Below are 18,887 nucleotides of genomic sequence, written 5' to 3' on the forward strand. Positions count from 1 at the left end.
CGCGCACCGGGCTACCGCGGCTCCACCGCCCCGACCGCCTGCACCGCCGCCCGCCACGCGAGCGACGCGCAGCCGGCCCGGAGCGGGTACCGCCCGATCCCGGCGAACACCTCGGCGTCGCCGAACTCGGCATCGGGCACCCCGTCCGCCAGCACCGCCTCGAGGTACCGGGCGGCGATCGCCAGGAACGACGACCGTGACAATCCCGGCGCCAGCGCCGCCAGCGCCCCCGCCGCCGCGGTCGAGACCACGCAGCCGTGACCCTCCCAGTGCACGGCGGCGATCGCGTCATCCGTCATCACGACGCGCACGGTGAACTCGTCCCCGCACGTCGGCGAGCGCCGATGCGCCGACGGCGCCTCCGCATCCACGCCCTCGAATCCGAAGCCGTGACGTGCCTTCGCCAGCTGCTCGATCAGCGCAGCGCGCTCGCTCTCATCCAGGCCGAGGCCACCGGGAGGAGTCACTAGCGCGGCTCGTACTCCGCCGCCAGCTGGCGCACCGCGACCTCGAGGGCGTCGATCGAGGCGGCCACGTCGTCCGCGCGCACGGACTCGTCGGCGTGGTGGCTGATGCCGCCGCGGCAGCGCACGAAGAGCATGCCGACCGGGGCGATCGCGGCGACCGCCATCGCATCGTGGCCCGCGACGCTGAACAGCTCCATGACATCGGATGCCGCACCGTCGCCGGTCGACTGGATCCCCGCCGCGAACGCCGCTCTCAGATCGGGCGCGCACACCACCTCGGGAGCCTCGTGCGTCGTGCCGATCGCGACATCCAGCCCGCGTCCGCCGGCGATCGACTGCAGCTCGTCGCGGATCACGTCCCACGTCGCGTCGCGCCCCTCGGCGGTCTCGTCGCGCAGGTCGAGGCTGAAGGTCGCGACGCCCGGGATCACGTTGACGGCATCCGGCTCGACCTGGATGCGCCCCACCGTCGCGTAGCTGCCGCGCGCCCGCGCGATGCGCTCGATCGCCAGATTCGCCTCGCTCGCGCCGAGCAGCGCATCGTGCCGCAGCTCCCACGGGGTCGCGCAGTGCCGGGACTCCCCCGTGAAGGTGATCATCCGCCGCTCGGCCGCCGCGATCGTCGTCACGACGCCGAGCGCGCGGTCGGCCTGCTCCAGCCGCGGGCCCTGCTCGATGTGCACCTCGAGGTACGCCAGCAGCTGCTCGGGGGTGCGGGCCGCCGAGCCGATCCGTTGCGGGTCGAGGCCGAACTCGCGGGCGGCGTCTCCGAGCCGGATGCCGTCGGCATCCCGCAACCCGGCCCACTCCGGCTGCCAGCTCCCCGCGAACGCCCGGGAGCCGAGCAGGGTCGTGCCGAATCGCGTGCCCTCCTCGTCGCCGAACGCCACGACCTCGAGCGCGAACGGCAGCTCGGCGTCGCGCAGCCGGGACGCGACCTCGATCGCCACGAGCACCCCGAGGATGCCGTCGTGGCGCCCCGCGCCCGGCACCGTGTCGAGGTGCGAGCCCAGCACCACCGCGGGCAGCCCGTCCTCGGCCCCCGCCAGGCGGCCGCACTGGTTGCCCGCCGCGTCCTCCCAGCTCACCAGGCCCGCCTCGCGCATCCAGCCCGCGGCGAGGTGGTTGACCGCGCGATGCTGAGGAGTCAGGTAGACGCGCTCGATGCCGTCGGGGCGCGAGCTGTGCGTGGCGAGCTCGTCGGCGCGCGCCAGCACCCGTGCGGCGGCCGCCGGCGCGCCCTGGGACAGGCTGCTCACGCGGCCGCCCCCGCGTTCGCGTACGACTCGAGGGCGGCATCCACCCCCGCACCGGGCGTGAGCCTCACGCCGCCGCGCCGCAGCAGCTGCTCGAGCGCGGCGAGCGTGGTGAGCACGGCGTCGCGCCGCGCGTTGTAGCCCATGGTGCCGATCCGCCAGACCTTGCCGGCGAGGGGACCGAAGCTCGTGCCGATCTCGATGCCGTAGTTGTCGAGCAGGGCGGCGCGCGCCCGGTCGCCGTCGAGCCCGTCGGGGATGTGCACGCCGACCACGTTGTTCATCCGCACCGACTGGTCGCCGAACAGCTGCAACCCCATGCCGACCAGGCCCGCGACCATCGCCGTGCCGTGCAGCCGGTGGCGCTCGACCGCGGCGTCCATGCCCTCCTCGACCAGCAGCCGGGCGCACTCGCGCGCGCCGTAGAGCATCGTGGTCGCCTCGGTGTGGTGGTTGAGCCGCTTCGGCCCCCAGTAGTCGAGGATCTGCGCCAGGTCGAAGTAGTTGCTGCGGATCGGGTCGCTACGCACGGCATCGCCCTCGACCCGGATGCCCGCCTCGACGCTCTTGCGGGCCTCGATGATCGAGACCGCGGCCTCCGACAGCGTGATCGGCGACGATCCGGACGGCCCGGCCAGGCACTTCTGCAGGCCGCCGGTCGCGGCATCCACCCCCCAGGCGTCGGCGAGGAAGGTGTTGCCGCCGAGGCTGGCCGTCACGTCGGTGTAGAGCAGCGCGCCGTACTTGGCCGCGAGCGGCCCGAGCTCGTCGAGCGGCTGGGCGAGCGTGGTCGCGGTGTCGCCGTGCACGATGGCCAGCAGCTTCGGCTTGATGGATGCCAGGGCCGTCTCGATCTCGGCCGGCGGGTAGACGGTGCCCCACTCGCGCTCCAGCACGTGCACCTCGGCGCCGCTGCGCTCGGCGATCTCGCGCAGCAGGTGCCCGAAGCGTCCGAAGATCGGCACGAGCACCCGGTCGCCCGGCTCGATGAGGCTGACGAAGGCCGCCTCGATGCCGGCGCGGCTCGTGCCGTCGACGAGCAGCGTCGCCGCGTTGTCGGTCTGGAAGACCTCGCGGTAGAGCTCTTGCACCTCGGCCATGTACCCGGTCATAGCGGGGTCGTACTGCCCGACGAGCTGGGCCGACATCGCCCGCAGCACCCGCGGATCCGCCGTGATTGGGCCGGGCCCCATGAGCAGCCGGGGCGGCGGGTTGATGGGGCCGCTGTCGGGGGTTCTGGCTCTGCTCACGGTGACTCCTGGATCGTTGGCATCAGGCTAGCCGAGGGGTGTTTCGGTCAGGTGACGCGGGAGGAGCACCGGTGAAACAGCGATCGAGGGCCCTTACCTTCCGCCGAGGGCTGCCGCGAGCTTCTCGCCGAGGGCGATCAGGGCGACGTCGCTGCCGCGCGGTCCGACGAGGCAGAGGCCGAGGGGGGCGTCACCGCCGAACGGCCCCGGCGCGCTGAGCATCGGCACGCTCAGCGCGGGACGTCCGGTGAGGCCGGCGATGCAGCACAGGCGCAGGGTCGCCGCGCGCACGCGATCGAGTTCGGCGGAATCCGCGGTCGTCGACGGCGCGGCCGAGGAGGCCGAGGGCAGCAGCAGCACCCGATCGCCGAGCAGGGCGTCGAGCCGGGCGCGGTGGGTCGCGAGCGCGGCGCGCGCCGCGGACTCCTGCTGCGGGGTGATGGCGGCCGCGATGGCGAAGCGGGCCGCGGTGCCGGCGCCCACGGCATCCGGATGCGCGGTCACCCAGGCGCCATCGGCGCGCCAGGCGTCGGCCGCCTGCACGACGCGGAACGTCTCGAACAGCTCGTCGGGATCGCCGAGCCCGACCGGGTCGACGGGGATGCCGGCGAGACCGGCCGAGAACGCGAGCTGGACGGCGGAGTCGGCGACGGCGACCAGGGCCGGATCGACGAGGAAGCTCGCGGCGAGTTCCACCGACGGCTCGCCCAGGATGGCGATCGCGACGGCGCGCAGCACCGCGGCCGAGCGGGTCAGCCAACCGACCGTGTCGAAGGTGTCGGCCAGCGGCAGAAGGCGCTCGCGGCTCACCGCGCCGTGCGTGGTGCGCAGGCCCCAGAGCCCCGTGTACGACGCCGGCACGCGCACGGACCCGGCGGTGTCGGTGCCGAGGCCGATCGAGGCCTGGCCCGAGGCGACCGCCGAGGCCGGTCCGCTCGACGACCCACCGGGCAGACCGCCCGGTGCGAGCGGATTCGGCGGGGTTCCATAGTGCGCGTTCGCGCCGGCGACCGAGTACGCGAACTCATCGGTCTGCGCGATGCCCCGGATCGACGCCCCGGCCGCGAGCAGCGCCGCGACCGCTGGGGCGGTCCCGTCGGCGACCGGCGCCTCGGCGAGCCAGCTCGGGTTGCCCGCGCCCACCCGGAAGCCCTCCACGTCGAACAGATCCTTCACGGCGATCGTCTCGCCCGCGAGCGAACCGGATGCCGCGGCCACCGGATCCGAGGGCGCCACGAGGGGCGCGCCCACCACGCGCCACACCCGCGTGTCGATCGCCGGAGCCGGAGCGGACACGTGCGCCGCCTCGACGACCCAGCCGCCCGCCCCGCGCACCCAGAGTTGGGTCTGCTGCCCGCGTCCGCCCCCGAGCGGGGCGACGACGGCGACGACCAGGGCGGCGTCGCCGGACGACCCGACGGGGCGCACTTCCAGCCGCACGAGGGTGCGCTGCGGAGCCCCGCCCCGCCCGCGCCGGAACGCGGCGATCGCGTCGTGGCCGAGCAGCAGCCCGGCCGCGTCGCCACGGAGAGTGTCGGGCCCGGGCGCGAAGAAGGCGTCGAGGGCCGCCACGTCGTCGGCCATCAGGGCGTCCTCGTAGGCGAGCACGGCATCCACGAGTCCCGCCGGTTCGGCGACCCCGTCGGGCAGGTGCACCGGGGGCCGTGGCTGCGCGCCGCTCATGAGAAGTCCGCCTTCCGGATGCGGGCGTGCACTCCGCACACCAGGTCGACCACCTGCGACACGTCGAAGTCGCTCGCGGCGCTGAGGTAGGCGTAGGCGTGCTCGGCATCCATGCCGTAACGGGCATGCAGCAGGGCGATCGCCGCACGCACCGCCTTCTTCATCGCCTCGCGCAGGTCCTGATCGAGCCCGGTGGGAACCAGGTAGTCGGCGGTCTCGACGAACGGCCCGTGCACGCGGGCGAACTCGGCGAGCGGATCCGAGGCCGGCACGACGTCGAAGCGCACGGTCGCGCGCAGCGAGGCCTCCAACGCCGTGAGCGCGACCTCGCCGTCGCCCTGGGCGAAGTGCGGGTCGCCGAGATAGGCGAGGGCGCCCTCCACCTGCACCGGCAGGTACAGGGTCGAGCCCTCCGTCAGCAGCTTGATGTCGATGTTGCCGCCATATGCCCCGGGAGGCACGGAGTGCGGGCGCTCGTGCCCCGCCGCAGCGACGCCCATGATGCCGAGGAAGGGCGCGAGCGGAAAGTGCACGTCGCGCTCGGCGCCGGCCGTCCGGGGCAGGGCGGCCGAGCCGCCGTCGGCATCGACCGGCGAGAAGATGCTGACGTTCGACTCCCCGCGCGGCATCTCGCCGGGCAGCGCCCCGCGGCCGTGCCGGTTCGAGATCACGCCGTAGGGAACCCGCGGCAGGGTCTCGAGCACCGTGATCGCGAGCAGATCGCCGACCCGGGCACCGCGCACCGCGATGGGTCCCGTGACGACGTGCGGACCGTCGGTGGCGGGGTCGCGCCGACGAGTCGCCGTGAGTTCGATCGCGTCGCGGAGCACGGCATCCACGGGAACTCCGTGCGCGGCGAAGAACGCGACGGGGTCGCTGCCCTGATCCTCGAGGATGCCCTCGTGACTGATGGTGTCGACCGTCACCTCCGAGCCCGGGTCGACCTCGAGCAGCGGTGCGTCATCCGCGCAGGGCAGTCGGCCCCAGAACACCGCGGCCGGGTCCGCCGGGAGGTAGTGCGCGGCACGGACCGGGCCGGCGCCGGGCTGCAGCACGGGCTGCGTCGCGTGGGTTCCGTCGTGGGTTCCGTCGGGGCTTTCGGTCACGTCAAGGCTCCCCGCTCGGGTCCGATACTGTCGAATCAGCCTAGCGAGAGGAACCCGATGATCAGCCGCCTGCGCGACCACCCATCGGGTCTGCACCTCGGTCTCATGCTCGCGCTGACCTTCTCGACCGGGGTCGTGGATGCCGTCGGTTACCTCGGCCTCGACCGCGTCTTCACCGGCAACATGACCGGCAACGTCGTGATCCTCGCGATGGCGCTCACCGGCGCGAACGGTCTGCCGATCTTCGGGCCCGTGATCGCCCTGGTCTGCTTCCTGGCCGGGGCGGCGATCGCCGGCCGCACCCTCAAGGGGGTGCCCGCGGGCTGGCACGTGCGCACGACCGTGCTGCTCGGGGCCGTCGGCGTGCTGCTGCTGGTCGCCACGGTGCTCGCCTTCTCGATCCCCGATCGCCCGGTGGGTCTCGAGCTCGCCATCACGGGCGCGCTCGGCCTGGCGATGGGCACGCAGGCCGGTTCGGCCCGGCACATCGGCGTCGCGGATGTCACGACCGTCGTCGTCACCTCGACGCTCGTCGGGCTGGCGTTCGACTCCCGCTTCGGCGGGGGCAAGTCCACGCACCCGTGGGCGCGCCGCGCGGGCGCGATCCTGCTGATCGGGGCGGGCGCGGCATCCGGAGCGCTGCTGCTGCGCGCGCACATCGGATTCGGCATGGGCCTGGCCGCGCTCATCACGATCGTCGTGGTCGTACTCGGCACGCTGGGCCGCCCCCACCCCGTGCCGGGCGACCCGGAGTAGGCCGTCCCCGCGGTCCCGTCCGGTCCCGCCCCGCCCCCCGCCCGGCGTCCCACCCGGTCCCACCCGGTCACACCCGGTCCCACCCGGTCCCACCCGGTCCCACCCGCCGTATCGGATTCAGGATGCGCCGCAGAGACATGCGGCAGCCGCACCTGATCCGCAGACACCGCCGGCGCGCCATCCTGATCCCCGGACAGCAGGTGCCGGCTGATCCCCCGGGCAGCAGGTACCGGCGAGCGACCGGGCGCCGGGTTCGGCCCGGCCCTCAGCCGGTCGGCGCCTCGAGGTTCCAACGCGGGTAGAGCAGCGGGATCGCCTTGGGCACGCCGAACTGCACGGCATCGGCTCGGTGCCCGACACCGGGGCCAACGAAGCGGTACGTCGTCATCCCCGCGGCTTTGGCCGCCGCCTCCGCCTTCGCCGCCTCGGGTCCGAAGACGGGGTCGTTGCCGCCCACCGTGAAGATGGCCGTCGTGTCGGCGTAGTGCTTCGACGCCCAGATCGTCAGGGGAAGTTCCGCGGTGTAGGCGGCGCGGTCGCCTCCGAAGCCGCGCTGGATCGTGGTCGCGACCGAGCCAAGCGACGGCGTGATCTCCCCCGAGATCGAGACGATCGATCCGAACACATCGGGATGCTTCCCCCCGAACGACATCGCGCACTCGCCGCCGTTCGAGTAGCCGCCGACCGCCCAGTTGCGGGGCCCCGTCGCCACGTGCAGCGTCGAGCGCACGTAGTTCACGACGTCGGTCATGACGTAGGTGTGGACCTTGCCCATGCTCGAGTCGATGCAGAGCGGGTTCTTGTAGGGGTTGCCGATCTGATCGATCGTCAGGACGATCGGGCCGAGCCCGTGATGGGCGGCCGCGAGCGCGTTCAGAGTGGGTAGGAAGAGCGCGCTGCTCTCGGGACCGCCGGGCTGACCCATCATCATGATCAGGATCGGCAGTGCGGGTGGGTCCTTCACCAAAGCAGCGGGTGGCAGGTACAGATACGCCGGCCGTGCCACGAAGCCCGAGATGGTCGCGGGGATCGTGACGGTGCCGAAGCTGCCCTGGGCGGGCATCCCGGCGGGCGCGACCCAGGTCTGCCAGAGCGGCTTCGGGGGGCCGGTCGGAGTGCTGCTCGGCGTGGGAACGGGCTTCGGGACCGCCACCGGATGACCGGTCTGGATGTTCAGGAAGGCGGCGACCGTCGCGTTCATCCCGTAGGCCGCATTGATCCCCACCGTCGCCGTCACCAGGAACAGCACCACGGACAGCGCCGCGATCGTGCGCCGCCACCAGCGCGAGCGGGGGAAGTTGACCACCGCGACGGCGATGCCGGCGAACGCCGCGATGACCCAACCGTGGGTGTCGGGGTCCAAGGGCAGCCCGAAGACGTTGAACACCCCCTCGCTCAACCACAGCACCAGCACGGCGATGAGGGCTCCGGCCGCCGCGGCGATCCCGACCGTGATCAGCCAGCGGCGCGTCGACCACGACGACTGCGCTCGGAACTCGCGAAGCCGGCGGCTCGGCCAGCGGCGCGGCCGACGGCGCACCACGAGGTAGGCGAGGGCCACCAGGCTGAGGGCCGCGAGCACGGCGAGCACGGTGCCGTCGATGATGTTGAGACCCAGAAGCGGATCCACGGTCTCCTCCAGCCGGCCGAATCGGGTGTCGGCTCTGTATTTTGACCGGCACGGCCCCGGCGACAAAATCGACGCGCACGCGGGCGGCGATTCCTCAGTTCCGCTCTCAGAATCGGTGCTCGCGGCGACCGCGTCGAGCCCAGGGAGCGGGCTACTCGCCGCGCAGCTCGGTGAGCCGCCGCACGTAGTCCGTCGCCGGGGCCGCCACCAGCTCGGCCCAGGTTCCGCGCTGCGTGATCGTGCCGCGCTCGAGCACCGCGACCTCGGCGGCGAGCGCCACGACATCCGCGGCGGAGTGCGTCACGATCACGGTCGGTCCGGCGAAGTCACGCAGGTGCGCCGACAGCTCGGCCCGCACCTCGTCGCGCACCTCCACGTCGAGCGATGCCATCGGCTCGTCCAGCAGCAGAGCCTCGGGATCGGCCGCGAGGGCGCGGGCGAGCGCGACCCGCTGCGCCTGGCCGCCCGACAGCTCGTGCGGGTAGCGGGCGGCGAGCCCGGCGAGGTCGAAGCGCTGCAGCCAGGGCGCGACCGTCTCGCGCGCGCTTCGGCGGCCGGCGCCCGTCATCCGCACCCCGTAGGCGACGTTGTCGGCCACGGTCAGATGCGGGAACAGCAGGAAGTCCTGGAACACCACGCCGATGCGTCGCCGCTCCGGCACCAACGCGCCGAGATCGCGCTCGCCGGTCGGCCCGCCCCGCAGCCGGATGCCGCCGCTCACGATCGGCACGTGCCCCGCCAGGGCGTGCAGCACGGTGGTCTTGCCCGCGCCGTTCGGTCCGACGAGCGCGAGTGGACGCCCCGCTCCGACCACGAACTCCGCCGCGACCCGCAGCTCGCCGCGCTCGGCGACGAGGTCGACGGCGAGGTCGACGGCGAGCTCGCGCGCGCCCTCGGCGAGCGCGGCGCTCACCCCGCTCATCCGCGCACCCCGGGCAGCCAGCGGTCGCGCAGCCCGAGCAGCACGGCGACCGAGACCACCAGCAGCACGAGAGCGAGCGCGATCGACTGGTTCAGGTCGGTCTGGCTCGCCAGGTAGCTCGCGATCGGCAGCGTGCGGGTCACGCCCGGGTAGCTGCCCGCGAAGGTGATCGTGGCCCCGAACTCGCCGAGGGCCCGGGCGAAGCAGAGCACGGCGCCGGCCGCGATCCCGGGAGCCACGAGCGGCACCGTCACCGTACGGAACACCTGCCACGGCGTCGCCCCGAGCGACGCCGCCGCGAGCTCGATGCGACGATCGGCTCCGCGCAGGGCACCCTCGACGGCGAACACCAGGAAGGGCATCGCGACGAAGGTCTGCGCGATCACCACGGCGCCGGTCGTGAACGGGATCGTGATCCCGAGCCCGCCGAGAAGGCGGCCCAGGACGCCGTTGCGGCCGAGCAGCAGCAGCAGGGCGAGTCCCCCGACCACGGGCGGCAGCACGAGCGGGATGGTCACCGCGGCGCGCAGCAGCCGGCGCGGCACTACGGCCCACTCCACCGAACGGGCGAGCACCACGGCGAGCGGCACGCCCAGCACGAGGCAGCACACGGTCGAGATTGCGCCCGTCAGCAGCGAGAGCCCGAGGGCCTGCAGAGTCTCGGGCGCGACGAGCAGGGCGGGAATCCGCGGCCACGGCGCGCTCAGCAGGATTCCCAGCAGCGGCAGCACGAGCAGGGCGAGCGCGACGCCCGCGAGCACCCAGAGGACGACCGCGGGACCGCGCCGACGAGCCCTAGCGGTGACCGAATCCCGCATCGTGCAGCACCTTCTGACCCGGTGCCGACAGCACGTAGGCGATGAACGCGGCGGCGGCCTTCTTGTCGGTCGCGTTCTTCAGCAGCGCGATCGGATAGTCGTTGACGACCTTCGCGGCGGCGGGCACCACGACGGTGTCGACCTTGCCCTCGGCGGACTTCGCGTCGGTCACGTAGACCAGGCCGGCATCCACCTCGTCGAGTTCGACCTTGGTGAGCACCGCCTTGACGTCCTGCTCGAGGGTGACCGGGGTGACCCGGAGTCCCTCCGCGGTGAACAACTGCTGCGCGGCGACACCGCACGGAACCGTCGTGTCGCACAGGGCGGACTTCACGCCGGGCCTGGTGAGGTCGGTGAGGGAGGTGATGTGCGCCGGGTTGCCCGGGGGCACGACGAGGGTCAGCACGTTGGTCGCGAACAGGGTCGGCGCCCCGTCGGTCAGCTTCGCGTCGCTGACCGTCTTCATGGTGCTCTGATTCGCCGACGCGAACACGTCGGCCGGCGCCCCCTGCGTGATCTGAGTCGCGAGCGCCGAACTGCCGCCGAAGTCGAAGGTGACCGTGACGCCCGGGTGCGCCGTATGGAACGAGGCGGCCAGCGTCTCGAAGCTCTCGGTGAGGGATGCCGCGGCGAGCACGGTGACGGTCCCGGTCAGCGGGTCGGCGGTGGCGGTCGTGCTCCCGGAACTCGGGGAGCCGGCCGCCGACGCGCACCCGGCGAGCAGCAGAGTCGCGGATGCCGTGGCCAGCAGCAGGACGGATCGGCGGGTCATGCGGTCTCCTCGGGCAGTTCGACGACGACGACAGTGGCTTTGACGCTCGCGACGGCGAGCATGCCGGGTTCGAGGCCCAACTCATCGGCGGCCTCGCGGCTCATCAGCGAGACGATGCGGAACGGCCCGGCCTGCAGGTCCACCTGGGCCATGACGGTGTCCTTGGTGACGGCGGTCACGATGCCGGTCAGCCGGTTGCGGGCGGAGGCGCGCGCGTGCGGGAACGCGGACGACATCGGCGACTCGGCGGCCGCCTCGGTCATCAGCGGAACGAGGTCGACACCGCGCACGACCTGACGGCCGCCGGCCCCCTTCTCGATGCGCAAGCGTCCGTTCTCGCCCCAGCGGCGCACCGTGTCGTCGCTCACCCCGAGCAGCGCGGCCGCCTCACTGATCTTGAACTCGGTCACCCCGGACTCCCCACCTCCGCGTCCGCGGATCGATAGCTCCAATCTATCCGCAATTACGTGCACAACAACTCGATCGGCCCTCACCCGCGCGGCGAATGCGGGCCCGGGCCAGGCCCGCCGGGCGGGTGAAAGAATCGGGGCATGACCCCGGTCGATCCCGACTCCCCCCGTTTTCTTCGGCAGCGCGTGCTGGGCGGCTTCGGGGTGGAGGCGCAGCGGCGACTGGCCGAGGCGCACGTGCTCGTGATCGGGGCGGGCGGGCTGGGCAGCGCCGTCATCCCCGCGCTCGCGGCGGCCGGCGTCGGCACCATCGCGATCGTCGACGACGACACCGTTGAGGCGAGCAACCTGGCGCGGCAGACCATTCACGGCGCGGCCGACGTCGGGCGCTCGAAGGTCGACTCCGCGGCGGATGCCGTGGCGCGCCTCTCCCCCGAGACCACCGTCATCCGGCACGACGTCCGGTTCGCGAGCCAGAACTCCTTCGAGCTCCTGCTGGACGCCGACATCCTGGTCGACGGCTCCGATACTTTCGCCACCCGCTACCTGGCCAACGACGCGGCGGCGATCCGCGGCATTCCGATGGTCTGGGGCTCCGCCGCCCAGTACTCCGGCCAGGTCGGGGTCGCCTGGGACGAGAAGGGCGTCGACTACCGCGACCTCTTCCCCGTGCAGCCGAGCGACGACGAGGCCCTCAGCTGCGAGCTGGTCGGCGTACTGCCGACCGTGTGTGCCGTGATCGGCGCGATGATGGCGAACGAGGCGATCAAGCTCATCACGGGCGTCGGCGAGCCCCTGCTCGGTCGGGTCGCCTCCTTCGATGCCCTGAGCGGCAGCACTCGCGAGATCGCGTACGCGCGCGATCCGAACGCCCCGCGCCCCGGCTCGCTCGAAGAGCGCACGACCCTGCGCGAGCCCGAACCGGCACGATCGGTGACGGCGGCCCAGCTCGCGAAGCTGCTCGCCGGACCGACGACCGCGGGCATCCACGAGACCCCTCCCCTGCTGCTCGACGTGCGCGAGGCGTCCGAGGCGTCGTTCGTGTCGCTGCCGGGCTCCGTGCTCATCCCGCTCGGCAGCCTGCCCGACCGGCTCGGCGAACTCGACCAGCTGCTGGGCTCACGCGACGCGCCGATCGTCGTCTACTGCCACCACGGCGTCCGTTCGGCGCGCGCCCTCGACATCCTCGAGAAAACCGGCTTCACGCGAGCCAGGCACCTCACGGGGGGCATCGACGCCTGGGCGTCGCAGGTCGAGCCGCAGATGGCGCGGTACTGAGGGTGGCCGACCGCACCTCCGTCGACGCCCACCTGGCCCGGGTGCTCGCCCTGCTCGCGCCGCTGCGATCCCGCGCCGACGAGCTCGTCCCGCTCCCCGAGGCCCTCGGCCGGGTGACCGCCGCCGATCTGGTCTCGCCGATCGACCTGCCGCCGTTCCGCAACTCCCAGATGGACGGCTTCGCGGTGCGCGCGGCGGATGTCGCATCGGCCCCGGTCTCGTTGCCGATCGCCGGCGAGGTGGCGGCCGCACCCGGCACCCCCGCCGCCCTGAGACCCGGCACCGCCGTACGCATCATGACGGGAGCCCCCGTGCCCGAGGGCGCCGACGCGATCGTCCCGGTCGAAGACGCGCTCACGACGAACGAGTCCGTCTCGATCGCCCGTTCCCGGACCGTCGGCGAGTACGTGCGCGAGGCCGGCTCCGACCTGCCGGCCGGGTCGGTCGTCGTGCCCACCGGGGTGCGGCTCGCGTCGCGGCACCTCGGCGCGCTCGCGGCATCCGGTCTCGCCTCGGTGCCCGTGCGCTCCCGGGTGCGGGTCGCCGTCCTCAGCACCGGCAGCGAACTCGTCGCGCCCGGCTCGCCGCTCGGCCCCGGCCAGATCCCGGATGCCAACGGCGTCGCCCTCGCCGCCGCGGTCCGCAGCGCCGGCGCCGAGGTCGTGCTCGAGGGGCGGGTCACCGACACAGCCGCGGAGCTCGAAGCCCTGCTCGAGGCGGCCCTCGCCGTCGGCGCCGACCTCGTGCTCACGAGCGGCGGGGTCTCGATGGGCGAGCACGAGGTGGTGCGCGAACTGCTCGAGCCGCACGGTGCCGTCGTCGACGTGCTGGCCATGCAGCCGGGCGGACCGCAGGCCCTCGCGACGTGGAACGGGGTGCCCGTGGTGTGCTTCCCCGGCAACCCGGTGAGCAGCCAGCTGAGCTTCGAGATCTTCGTGGCGCCGAGCCTGCGCGAGCTCGCGGGGCTTCCCGCGCCGGTGCGCGAGCCGCGCGTGCTGGAGTCCGGGTTGCGCTCGATCGCGGGCCGGCGGCAGTTCCTGCGCGGGCGACGCACTCGCGGCGGGGGCGTCACGACGGTGGCCGGCCCGGGTTCGCATCTGGTCGCGGCGCTCGCGGCATCCGATGTGCTGATCGTCATCCCCGAGGACGTCGTGGAATTGGGCGCCGGGGATTCCGTGGAGACTTGGGAGCTATGAGCGAGCACGCCGAGCACACGGGCCTCAGTCATCTCGACGACGAGGGCCGTGCGCGCATGATCGACGTGGGCGCGAAGCCCGTCACGCGCCGGGTGGCCGTCGCGGGCGGGCGCCTGCGGACCACCGCCGAGGTCGTCGCGCTCGTGCGCGCCGACGATCTGCCGAAGGCCGACGTGCTCGCGACGGCCCGGATCGCGGGGATCGCCGCGGCGAAGCGCACGAGCGAGCTGATCCCGCTCGCCCATCTGCTGCCGCTCGACGGCGTCACGATCGACTTCGAACTCGGCGACGACGCGATCGAGATCCGCGCATCCGTCTCGGTCACGGCGCGCACGGGCGTCGAGATGGAGGCCCTCACGGCCGTCGCGCTCGCCGGACTCGCCCTGCACGACATGGTCAAGGCGGTCGATCCCGCGGCGGTGCTCGGCGACATCCGGCTGCTGTCGAAGTCGGGAGGCAAGCGCGGACACTGGAGCAGGGAGCAGAGCCCAGCGTCCGACGCCGCGCCCGTCGAGGCCCCGCCCGCCGACCCGGCGCCGCGCGGTCGTGCCGTCGTCATCGTGTCGTCCACGGGAGCCGCCGCCGGAACCCGTACCGACACGACCGGCCCGCTGCTCGACGAGTGGCTGACGCGCCACGGCTTCGCCCCCGATCCGGTCATCGTCAGCGCGGATGCCGACATCGCGACCGCGATCGCGGTGGCGGTGAGCACTCGCCCGGCCGTGCTGCTCACGACCGGCGGCACGGGCATCCACCCGCAGGACCGCACCCCCGAGGCCACCCGCGCGGTGCTCGACCGGGAGCTCCCCGGCGTCGCCGAGGCCATCCGCGCCGCCGGCCGGGTGGCGACCCCGACGGCGGCCCTCAGCCGCGCGACGGCCGGCATCGCGGGCTCGACGATCGTCGTCAACCTGCCGGGGTCGCCCGGCGGCGTCCGCGACGGGCTCGCGGTGCTCGACGAGCTGCTGCCGCACCTCCTCGACCAGCTCGCGGGCGGCGGGCACGCGCATGCCTGAGTCGCCGGACGTTCTCGCCCTGGTCACGGATCAGCCGCTCGATCGCGCCGTCGTCGAGGACTTCGTCACGACCCGCAGGGACGGCGCCGTGGTGACCTTCGAGGGCGTCATCCGCGATCACGACCACGGCGCAGCGGTCTCGGCCCTCGACTACCAGGCGCACCCGGATGCGGCGGCCTTCCTCGCGACCGTGTGCGCCGAGATCGCCGCCGAGTCGGGTCTGCGCGTCGCTGCCGTGCACCGCATCGGCCACCTCGTCGTCGGCGATGTCGCTCTGCTCGCCGCGGTCGCCGCCCCGCATCGCGCCGACGCCTTCGCCGCGTGCGCCCGTCTCGTCGACCTGATCAAGGAACGCGTGCCGATCTGGAAGCGCCAGCACCTCGACGACGGCGTCTCGGAGTGGGTCGGCCTCGACTGAGGTCGGCACCGCCCGGAGGACCTTCGGCCCTGATCGGATCGATCCGCCGCACCTAGCGTCGAGGGCATGATGTACGGATACGGCTCGGGGTACGGCATCGGCGAGTGGGTGCTGATGGGCCTGGCGATGGTGGTGTTCTGGGGAGCGATCGTGACCCTGATCATCGTGCTGGTGCGTCGATCGCGCGCGGAATCCTTCCCGCCCCCGCCGGCCGACACGTCACGGCACTCGACGGCGCTCGACATCCTCGCCGAACGCTTCGCCCGCGGTGAGATCGACGAGGAGGAGTTCGCGAGTCGTCGACGAGCCCTGCTCGGACATCCGGAATGACCGTCCGCTGGCCGGTCGTCATCATCGGGGCGGCGGCGACGCTCCTGCTCTCGGTCGGCTCCCTCGTTCTCATCGGCATCTCGTCGGGCGGCATCGGCTCGCCGGCCGGAGGCTCCGTCGTGAACTGCGCCCCGCCGTCTCTGACGGGCCAGGTCGTGCACCTCACCGCCATGAACATGGGACGGGGGAATGTCAACGGGATGATGGGCGGTGCGGGCGCAATGTCGCTGCGCGCCGACCGTTCCACCGTGTCGTCGGGCAAGGTCTCGTTTCTGGTCACCAATGTCGGAACCGTCAGCCACGAGCTGATCGTGCTCCCCCTCACCGGCTCGGCCCTCGCCGGATCGCGCGCCATCGGCGGCGACTCCCGTGTCGACGAATCGACGAGCCTCGGCGAAGCGTCGGCGAGCTGCGCGGAGGGCTCGGGCGAGGGGATCCTGCCCGGCGCCTCCGGCTGGGTCACCCTGACCCTCGCGCCCGGACGCTACGAGTTGCTCTGCAACCTGCCGGGCCATTACGCCGCGGGCATGTACACGCAGCTGACCGTGCGCTGACGGGTCCCGTCAGCCCCCCGCGAAGGGCGGCAGCACGTCGATGCGGGCCCCGAGGGGACGGGCCGGATCCCGGCTGACGATGCCGTCCACGAGGAACGACCCGCTCGCCAGCACCCGCGACATCGCGGCGCCGTAGCGCGCGGCGAGCGCGTCCTTCAACTCCCCGACGGTCGCCGGCGAGGCGTCCCAGGTCTCCTCGTCGCGGCCGGCCGCCTCGGCCGCCGCCGCGAAGTAGCGGATCGTCACCCCGCTCATCCGCCGATCCCGCCCATCGAGCGCAGCGGTCGCACGAAGTCGGCGGCGTCGATGCCGTGACCGGCCTGCTTGCCCCACATGGCGGCGCGCCAGCGGTCGGCGAGCTCCTCGTCGGAGGCGCCGCCGCGCAGCAGACCGCGCAGATCCGTCTCGTCGTCGCCGAACAGGCAGGAGCGCACGGTCCCCTCCGCCGTGATCCTGGTGCGATCGCAGGCCTCGCAGAACGAGCGCGTGACCGAGGCGATGATCCCCACGGTGGCGGGGCCGCCGTCCACCGCCCACTCCTCGGCGGGAGCGGACGGGTCGTCGCGTCCGGCGGGGGTGAGCGTGAACCGGGTGCCGAGCACCGCCAGCAGCTCGGCCGCGGGCACCATGTTGGAGCGCTTCCAGGCCTCGTCGGCATCCAGCGGCATCTGCTCGATGAAGCGCAGCCGCGCGTCGTGCTGCAACGCCCAGGCGAGCAGCTCGGGCGCATCGGCGAGCGTCTCGCGCATCAGCACCGCGTTGATCTTCAGCGGCGTGAACCCGGCGGCGTGCGCGGCCTCGATCCCGCGGAGGACGGCCGGCAGGCGGTCGCGGCGGGTGAGGCGGGCGAAGTGATCGCGGTCGACCGTGTCGAGCGACACGTTGACCCTCGTCAGGCCCGCCTCCCGCAGAGCGGCGGCTCGCTTGTCGAGACCGATCCCGTTTGTGGTCATCGCGAGCGGCAGCCCCGGAGCCGCCGTCGCCGAGAGCGCGATGATCTCGACCAGGTCGGCGCGCGTCAGGGGCTCGCCGCCCGTGAATCGCACCTCCTTGATGCCCAGTTCGCGCGCCCCGATGCCGACCAGCCGGGCGATCTCGGGGGCCGTGAGCAGATCGTCCCGCGGGATCGCCGGCAGTCCCTCGGCCGGCATGCAGTAGGTGCAGCGCAGCGAGCACTTCTCGGTGATCGACACCCGCAGGTCGCGGGCGACGCGCGCAAAGCGGTCGACGAGCCCCGCGACATCCGGGCGGCCGTCGGTCGACGGCGCCGCACTCGGATCGCGGCGCAGTGCCGGCATGCCGAGCGCGAGAGTCATCCCGCAAGCCTAAGCTGCTCCGGCACCGACGTGACTGCCGCGGGCTGTGCCGCCTCGCTACGCTGGACGGCAGCGGAAAGGGGTCGGCATGTCGTTCATCACTCGAGGGTTCACCGGCCGGTCCCGAGACCGCGACCCGCGACTGCCCCCCGGCCAGACGAAGGTCGACGACTGGCCGGTGCTGTCGGCCGGCCCGACCCCTCGGATCGCCACCGAGGACTGGTCGTTCACCGTCACGACCGAGACCGGGGCGACCACGACCTGGAACTGGGACGAGCTGCGCGCGCTCGGCATCGAAGACATCGACACCGACATCCACTGCGTGACGCACTGGTCGAAGCTCGACATGCACTGGCGCGGCGTGCCGATCGACAAGATCCTCGCCGGGATCGACACGCACGCCGGCTACGTCATGGCGCACAGCTACGGCGGTTACACGACCAATGTGCCGTTGCCCGAACTGCTGAACGGTCAGGCCTGGGTGGCGTTCGAGGCGGATGGCGCACCCCTCGATCCCGAGCACGGCGGTCCCGCACGGCTGCTGGTGCCCAAGCTGTACTTCTGGAAGAGCGCGAAGTGGGTCAACGGTCTCACCCTGATGGACCGTGACGACCCGGGCTTCTGGGAGAGCGCCGGCTACCACCTGCACGGCGACCCCTGGAAGGAAGAGCGCTACTGGTGATGGATGCCGTGCTCGAGCCGGCTGCGGCGGCTCGCACCGCCTGGCGCGTCGGCACGGTCGTCGAGGCGCGTCCCGAGACCTCGACCGCGCGCCGGATCGTGCTCGAGGTGCCCGACTGGCCCGGCAACGACGCGGGCCAGCATCTCGACGTGCGCCTGACCGCGCCAGACGGCTACCAGGCGACGCGCTCGTACTCGATCGCCTCCGCCGGAGCGTCGACCCGGGTCGAGCTCGCCGTCGACGAACTGCCCGATGGCGAGGTGTCGCCGTTCCTCGTCCAGGATCTGGCGGTCGGCGATCAGCTCGAACTGCACGGCCCTCTCGGCGGTTACTTCGTTTGGATGCCGCAGTCCGAAACGCACGACGAGCGTCCCGTGCAACTCATCGCCGGCGGCTCGGGGGTGGTGCCGCTGCTCGCCATGGTGCGGTCGCATCGCGCGACCGTCGACCCCACGGCGTTCCGGCTGCTCTACGCGGTGCGGGCACCGGACGACGTGTTCTACTCGCGCGAACTGGCAGAGCTGACCGCCGGCCCGAATCCGCTGCGCCTGGATTTCGTCTACTCCCGGCGCGCACCGCACGATTGGCCGGTACCGGCCGGACGGATCACCCGCGAGGCGCTCGAAGCCTTCGTCGTGCCCGCGGCGCAGCGCCCGCGGGTGTACCTGTGCGGCTCGACCGGCTTCGTCGAGCGGATCGCGGGCTGGCTCATCGAACTCGGCCACGCGCCGGGCGACATCCGCACGGAACGATTCGGAGGAAGTTGATGACGCACGTCGATGGCAACGCCCTGGCCGGCCCGCTCTCCGAACTCTTCGCCTTCGATCTGACGACCGCGGTCGGCCGGTGTCTGAACTGCGGGGCGTCGGGGATGATCGGCGACGCGATGGTCTACCTGGCCGCGCCAGGAACCGTGGCCCGCTGTCCGCACTGCGACGAGGTGCTCGCCACCCTGGTCGAGGCCGATGATCGGGTGTGGCTGAGCCTGCGCGGCATCAGCGCCCTCGAGGTGCGCCGGCGCCCCTGA

Annotated in this window: 22 protein-coding genes; 10 read left to right on the forward strand and 12 right to left on the reverse strand. The window is 72.9% G+C overall.

Annotated features, from left to right (window positions below):
* Positions 1-11 precede the first annotated feature (11 nt).
* From ACFPJ4_RS13570 to ACFPJ4_RS13590, 5 genes are all read right to left on the reverse strand, one after another.
* Positions 12-467 (reverse strand): iron-sulfur cluster assembly scaffold protein, encoded by a 456-nt coding sequence (locus ACFPJ4_RS13570; RefSeq protein WP_386740987.1) that lies wholly within the window; start codon positions 465-467, stop codon positions 12-14.
* On the reverse strand, positions 467-1,726 hold the full coding sequence (locus tag ACFPJ4_RS13575) for a Zn-dependent hydrolase (RefSeq protein WP_386740988.1): 1,260 nt from the start codon (positions 1,724-1,726) through the stop codon (positions 467-469). The genes ACFPJ4_RS13570 and ACFPJ4_RS13575 overlap by 1 nt, the downstream gene beginning before the upstream one ends.
* Entirely contained in the window at positions 1,723-2,973 is a 1,251-nt protein-coding gene (locus ACFPJ4_RS13580) for a pyridoxal-phosphate-dependent aminotransferase family protein (RefSeq protein WP_386740989.1), read from the reverse strand. The genes ACFPJ4_RS13575 and ACFPJ4_RS13580 overlap by 4 nt, the downstream gene beginning before the upstream one ends.
* Positions 2,974-3,066: 93 nt before the next feature.
* Positions 3,067-4,656, reverse strand: coding sequence for an AtzH-like domain-containing protein (locus ACFPJ4_RS13585; protein WP_386740990.1), 1,590 nt, complete (start codon positions 4,654-4,656; stop codon positions 3,067-3,069).
* Entirely contained in the window at positions 4,653-5,762 is a 1,110-nt protein-coding gene (locus tag ACFPJ4_RS13590; RefSeq protein ID WP_386740991.1) for an acetamidase/formamidase family protein, read from the reverse strand. Before ACFPJ4_RS13590 ends, ACFPJ4_RS13585 begins: the two co-directional genes overlap by 4 nt.
* 57 nt (positions 5,763-5,819) lie before the next feature.
* Between ACFPJ4_RS13590 and ACFPJ4_RS13595 the strand changes: the two genes are divergently transcribed.
* Positions 5,820-6,518, forward strand: coding sequence for a YoaK family protein (locus tag ACFPJ4_RS13595; protein WP_386740992.1), 699 nt, complete (start codon positions 5,820-5,822; stop codon positions 6,516-6,518).
* Positions 6,519-6,783: 265 nt separating this feature from the next.
* On the opposite strand, the gene ACFPJ4_RS13600 is transcribed toward ACFPJ4_RS13595, so the two are convergent.
* The 5 genes from ACFPJ4_RS13600 to ACFPJ4_RS13620 all read right to left on the reverse strand — a co-directional run bounded on the left by ACFPJ4_RS13600 (position 6,784) and on the right by ACFPJ4_RS13620 (position 11,070).
* A complete protein-coding gene (locus ACFPJ4_RS13600; RefSeq protein WP_386740993.1) occupies positions 6,784-8,148 on the reverse strand; it encodes an alpha/beta hydrolase in 1,365 nt (454 codons plus the stop codon).
* A gap of 151 nt (positions 8,149-8,299) precedes the next feature.
* The gene (locus ACFPJ4_RS13605; protein ID WP_386740994.1) at positions 8,300-9,070 is read right to left on the reverse strand and encodes an ATP-binding cassette domain-containing protein; all 771 of its coding nucleotides are present in this window, start codon (positions 9,068-9,070) and stop codon (positions 8,300-8,302) included.
* Positions 9,067-9,888, reverse strand: a complete 822-nt coding sequence (locus ACFPJ4_RS13610) for an ABC transporter permease (protein WP_386740995.1) — start codon at positions 9,886-9,888, stop codon at positions 9,067-9,069. The genes ACFPJ4_RS13605 and ACFPJ4_RS13610 overlap by 4 nt, the downstream gene beginning before the upstream one ends.
* The gene (gene modA, locus ACFPJ4_RS13615; RefSeq protein ID WP_386740996.1) at positions 9,866-10,660 is read right to left on the reverse strand and encodes a molybdate ABC transporter substrate-binding protein; all 795 of its coding nucleotides are present in this window, start codon (positions 10,658-10,660) and stop codon (positions 9,866-9,868) included. The genes ACFPJ4_RS13610 and modA overlap by 23 nt, the downstream gene beginning before the upstream one ends.
* A complete protein-coding gene (locus ACFPJ4_RS13620; RefSeq protein ID WP_386740997.1) occupies positions 10,657-11,070 on the reverse strand; it encodes a TOBE domain-containing protein in 414 nt (137 codons plus the stop codon). The genes modA and ACFPJ4_RS13620 overlap by 4 nt, the downstream gene beginning before the upstream one ends.
* A gap of 141 nt (positions 11,071-11,211) precedes the next feature.
* Here ACFPJ4_RS13620 and ACFPJ4_RS13625 point away from each other — a divergent pair, with 141 nt between their 5' ends.
* The 6 genes from ACFPJ4_RS13625 to ACFPJ4_RS13650 all read left to right on the forward strand — a co-directional run bounded on the left by ACFPJ4_RS13625 (position 11,212) and on the right by ACFPJ4_RS13650 (position 15,862).
* Positions 11,212-12,348 carry a ThiF family adenylyltransferase gene (locus tag ACFPJ4_RS13625; protein ID WP_386740998.1) on the forward strand — a complete coding sequence of 379 codons (1,137 nt, stop codon included), beginning with the start codon at positions 11,212-11,214 and terminating at the stop codon, positions 12,346-12,348.
* Between the two features lie 2 nt (positions 12,349-12,350).
* Positions 12,351-13,544 carry a molybdopterin molybdotransferase MoeA gene (locus tag ACFPJ4_RS13630; RefSeq protein ID WP_386740999.1) on the forward strand — a complete coding sequence of 398 codons (1,194 nt, stop codon included), beginning with the start codon at positions 12,351-12,353 and terminating at the stop codon, positions 13,542-13,544.
* Positions 13,541-14,560, forward strand: coding sequence for a bifunctional molybdenum cofactor biosynthesis protein MoaC/MoaB (moaCB, locus tag ACFPJ4_RS13635; RefSeq protein ID WP_386741000.1), 1,020 nt, complete (start codon positions 13,541-13,543; stop codon positions 14,558-14,560). Before ACFPJ4_RS13630 ends, moaCB begins: the two co-directional genes overlap by 4 nt.
* A complete protein-coding gene (locus ACFPJ4_RS13640; RefSeq protein ID WP_386741001.1) occupies positions 14,553-14,978 on the forward strand; it encodes a molybdenum cofactor biosynthesis protein MoaE in 426 nt (141 codons plus the stop codon). Before moaCB ends, ACFPJ4_RS13640 begins: the two co-directional genes overlap by 8 nt.
* A 66-nt stretch (positions 14,979-15,044) precedes the next feature.
* On the forward strand, positions 15,045-15,308 hold the full coding sequence (locus tag ACFPJ4_RS13645; RefSeq protein WP_386741002.1) for an SHOCT domain-containing protein: 264 nt from the start codon (positions 15,045-15,047) through the stop codon (positions 15,306-15,308).
* A complete protein-coding gene (locus ACFPJ4_RS13650; RefSeq protein ID WP_386741003.1) occupies positions 15,305-15,862 on the forward strand; it encodes a plastocyanin/azurin family copper-binding protein in 558 nt (185 codons plus the stop codon). Before ACFPJ4_RS13645 ends, ACFPJ4_RS13650 begins: the two co-directional genes overlap by 4 nt.
* Before the next feature lie 9 nt (positions 15,863-15,871).
* Here ACFPJ4_RS13650 and ACFPJ4_RS13655 read toward each other — a convergent pair whose 3' ends face one another.
* Both ACFPJ4_RS13655 and moaA read right to left on the reverse strand, forming a co-directional pair.
* Entirely contained in the window at positions 15,872-16,117 is a 246-nt protein-coding gene (locus ACFPJ4_RS13655) for a MoaD/ThiS family protein (protein ID WP_386741004.1), read from the reverse strand.
* Positions 16,114-17,178 carry a GTP 3',8-cyclase MoaA gene (moaA, locus tag ACFPJ4_RS13660; RefSeq protein WP_386741005.1) on the reverse strand — a complete coding sequence of 355 codons (1,065 nt, stop codon included), beginning with the start codon at positions 17,176-17,178 and terminating at the stop codon, positions 16,114-16,116. Before moaA ends, ACFPJ4_RS13655 begins: the two co-directional genes overlap by 4 nt.
* A gap of 88 nt (positions 17,179-17,266) precedes the next feature.
* On the opposite strand from moaA, the gene ACFPJ4_RS13665 reads away from it, so the two are divergent.
* Genes ACFPJ4_RS13665 through ACFPJ4_RS13675 form a run of 3 tightly spaced genes read left to right on the forward strand, consistent with a single transcriptional unit; the run spans position 17,267 to position 18,887 of the window.
* A complete protein-coding gene (locus ACFPJ4_RS13665; RefSeq protein WP_386741006.1) occupies positions 17,267-17,860 on the forward strand; it encodes a molybdopterin-dependent oxidoreductase in 594 nt (197 codons plus the stop codon).
* The gene (locus tag ACFPJ4_RS13670) at positions 17,860-18,627 is read left to right on the forward strand and encodes a ferredoxin reductase (protein ID WP_386741095.1); all 768 of its coding nucleotides are present in this window, start codon (positions 17,860-17,862) and stop codon (positions 18,625-18,627) included. Before ACFPJ4_RS13665 ends, ACFPJ4_RS13670 begins: the two co-directional genes overlap by 1 nt.
* Complete coding sequence (locus ACFPJ4_RS13675; RefSeq protein ID WP_386741007.1) at positions 18,627-18,887, forward strand: DUF6510 family protein; 261 nt, start codon at positions 18,627-18,629, stop codon at positions 18,885-18,887. The genes ACFPJ4_RS13670 and ACFPJ4_RS13675 overlap by 1 nt, the downstream gene beginning before the upstream one ends.

This window comes from Lysinimonas soli, assembly GCF_042655435.1.
Taxonomy (GTDB): Bacteria; Actinomycetota; Actinomycetes; order Actinomycetales; family Microbacteriaceae; genus Lysinimonas; species Lysinimonas soli.

Bases quoted from the DNA above. Each gene is read 5' to 3' on its own strand.
- ACFPJ4_RS13585 (WP_386740990.1), bottom strand. From the start codon at position 4,656: ATGAGCGGCGCGCAGCCACGGCCCCCGGTGCACCTGCCCGACGGGGTC.
- ACFPJ4_RS13595 (WP_386740992.1), top strand. From the start codon at position 5,820: ATGATCAGCCGCCTGCGCGACCACCCATCGGGTCTGCACCTCGGTCTC.
- ACFPJ4_RS13605 (WP_386740994.1), bottom strand. From the start codon at position 9,070: ATGAGCGGGGTGAGCGCCGCGCTCGCCGAGGGCGCGCGCGAGCTCGCC.
- ACFPJ4_RS13610 (WP_386740995.1), bottom strand. From the start codon at position 9,888: ATGCGGGATTCGGTCACCGCTAGGGCTCGTCGGCGCGGTCCCGCGGTC.
- modA (WP_386740996.1), bottom strand. From the start codon at position 10,660: ATGACCCGCCGATCCGTCCTGCTGCTGGCCACGGCATCCGCGACTCTG.
- ACFPJ4_RS13625 (WP_386740998.1), top strand. From the start codon at position 11,212: ATGACCCCGGTCGATCCCGACTCCCCCCGTTTTCTTCGGCAGCGCGTG.
- moaCB (WP_386741000.1), top strand. From the start codon at position 13,541: ATGAGCGAGCACGCCGAGCACACGGGCCTCAGTCATCTCGACGACGAG.
- ACFPJ4_RS13640 (WP_386741001.1), top strand. From the start codon at position 14,553: ATGCCTGAGTCGCCGGACGTTCTCGCCCTGGTCACGGATCAGCCGCTC.
- ACFPJ4_RS13645 (WP_386741002.1), top strand. From the start codon at position 15,045: ATGATGTACGGATACGGCTCGGGGTACGGCATCGGCGAGTGGGTGCTG.
- ACFPJ4_RS13650 (WP_386741003.1), top strand. From the start codon at position 15,305: ATGACCGTCCGCTGGCCGGTCGTCATCATCGGGGCGGCGGCGACGCTC.
- ACFPJ4_RS13655 (WP_386741004.1), bottom strand. From the start codon at position 16,117: ATGAGCGGGGTGACGATCCGCTACTTCGCGGCGGCGGCCGAGGCGGCC.
- moaA (WP_386741005.1), bottom strand. From the start codon at position 17,178: ATGACTCTCGCGCTCGGCATGCCGGCACTGCGCCGCGATCCGAGTGCG.
- ACFPJ4_RS13665 (WP_386741006.1), top strand. From the start codon at position 17,267: ATGTCGTTCATCACTCGAGGGTTCACCGGCCGGTCCCGAGACCGCGAC.
- ACFPJ4_RS13670 (WP_386741095.1), top strand. From the start codon at position 17,860: ATGGATGCCGTGCTCGAGCCGGCTGCGGCGGCTCGCACCGCCTGGCGC.
- ACFPJ4_RS13675 (WP_386741007.1), top strand. From the start codon at position 18,627: ATGACGCACGTCGATGGCAACGCCCTGGCCGGCCCGCTCTCCGAACTC.